General features: G+C 56.6%; 1 protein-coding gene. It reads right to left on the bottom strand.

The features are described 5' to 3' along the window. Positions 1-70 precede the first annotated feature (70 nt). Positions 71-1,762 carry a long-chain-fatty-acid--CoA ligase FadD1 gene (fadD1, locus tag SNL23_RS21900; RefSeq protein ID WP_318303492.1) on the bottom strand — a complete coding sequence of 564 codons (1,692 nt, stop codon included), beginning with the start codon at positions 1,760-1,762 and terminating at the stop codon, positions 71-73. Positions 1,763-2,040: the final 278 nt, after the last annotated feature.

The raw sequence follows: 2,040 nt of genomic DNA, 5'->3' as shown, positions 1-2,040 counted from the left end.
ATTTCAATGCGGGAAAATTCGCGTTCAATAAAAAGCCCTGCATCTGCAGGGCTTTTTGTTTTAAGGCCGGTTACTTCTTCAACCCGGCCTTCTTCAGCTCTTCATCCCGCAATTCACGGCGCAGGATCTTACCGACGTTGGTGGTCGGCAGCGCATCGCGGAATTCCACGGCCTTGGGCACCTTGTAGCCCGTGACGTTGGCACGCATGTGCTCCATCACCTGGTCTTTGGTCAGGGTGGCACCCGGCTTGACCACGATGAAGATCTTGATGTGTTCCCCGGACTTCTCGTCCGGCACACCAATGGCCGCACATTGCAGCACGCCTGGCAGGGTCGCCAGTACGTCTTCCAGCTCGTTGGGATACACGTTGAAACCGGAGACCAGGATCATGTCCTTCTTGCGGTCGACAATGCGCATGTAGCCATCCGGCTGGATGATCGCGATGTCACCGGTCTTCAGCCAGCCTTCGCTGTCGAGGATCTCGGCTGTGGCGTCTTCGCGCTGCCAGTAGCCCTTCATCACTTGCGGGCCCTTGACGCACAACTCGCCCACTTCACCCAGTGCCAGTTCGACGCCGTCATCGGTGATGACTTTGCACAGGGTCGACGGCACCGGAATGCCGATGGTACCGATCTGGATGTGCTGGATCGGGTTCACGGTGGCCACCGGGCTGGTTTCGGTCATGCCGTAACCTTCGCAGATGGAGCAGCCGGTGACCGCTTTCCAGCGCTCGGCTGCCGCCAATTGCAGGGCCATGCCGCCCGACAGGGTGACTTTCAGCGCCGAGAAATCCAGCTTGCGGAAGGCGTCGTTGTTGCACAGCGCAACAAACAGTGTGTTCAGGCCGACAAAGCCGCTGAACTTCCACTTCGACAGTTCCTTGACCATCGCCGACAGGTCGCGCGGGTTGCTGATCAGGATGTTGTGGTTGCCGATCAGCATCATCGCCATGCAATGAAAGGTGAAGGCATAGATGTGATACAGCGGCAGCGGGGTGATCAGGATCTCGCAGCCTTCATTGAGGTTGGAGCCCATCAGCGCCTTGCACTGCAGCATGTTGGCGACGAGGTTGCGGTGGGTCAGCATCGCGCCTTTGGCCACGCCGGTTGTGCCGCCGGTGTATTGCAGCACGGCCACGTCGTTGGCGTCAGGGCTGACTTCGTTCACCGGCTGGCCGTGACCCTTGGCCAATACGTCGTTGAACTTGATCGCCTTGGGCAAGTGGTACGCCGGGACCATCTTCTTCACGTATTTGATGACGCTGTTGATCAGCAGGCGCTTGAGCGGCGGCAACAGGTCGGCGACTTCGGTAACGATCACGTGCTTGACGGAAGTCTTGGGCACGACTTTTTCAGCCAGGTGCGCCATGTTGGCCAGGCAGACCAGGGCCTTGGCACCCGAGTCGTTGAATTGGTGTTCCATTTCCCGCGCGGTGTACAGCGGGTTGGTGTTGACCACGATCAAGCCGGCACGGATGGCACCGAATACGGCGACCGGGTATTGCAGGACGTTGGGCAGTTGCACGGCGATTCGATCACCGGGCTGCAAGTCGGTATGCTGTTGCAGGTAGGCGGCAAAGGCGCCGGACAGTTCGTACAGTTCACCGTAGGTGATTGTCTTGCCCAGGTTGCTGAAAGCCGGTTTGTTGGCGAAGCGTTGGCAGGACTGTTTCAGTACCGCCTGAATATTCGGATACTCGTCTGGATTGATTTGTGCAGCAATCCCGGCGGGGTACTTATCCTTCCAAAAGTCTTCGATCATGGAAGCCCACTCCTCAGCGACGCGAATTCATTCATCGCATTTGATGCGATTATTATTTGTTTGTTTTTGGGTGAGTCTGGCGGTTAAAAGCAGGCCAAGAGGTCACAAAGCGCGCCGAGAGTAGCAGCTTTGCCAAAGGCCGCCTAGAGCCAAAAGAGGCCCCTACGGTCATAAACATGACTCAAGAATATCTAATGGTCATTTTTAGAGCAAAGATTCTATAAGCCTGGAAAAGGCTCTGGAATGGGCTTCTACACATTTAAACTGAATGAATAAAC

Source organism: Pseudomonas sp. SED1, assembly GCF_034044025.1.
Lineage (GTDB): Bacteria > Pseudomonadota > Gammaproteobacteria > Pseudomonadales > Pseudomonadaceae > Aquipseudomonas.
The sequence above is the reverse complement of the archived record's forward strand: the minus strand, read 5'-3'. Positions and strand labels throughout refer to the sequence as shown.

Bases quoted from the DNA above. Each gene is read 5' to 3' on its own strand.
- fadD1 (WP_318303492.1), bottom strand. From the start codon at position 1,762: ATGATCGAAGACTTTTGGAAGGATAAGTACCCCGCCGGGATTGCTGCA.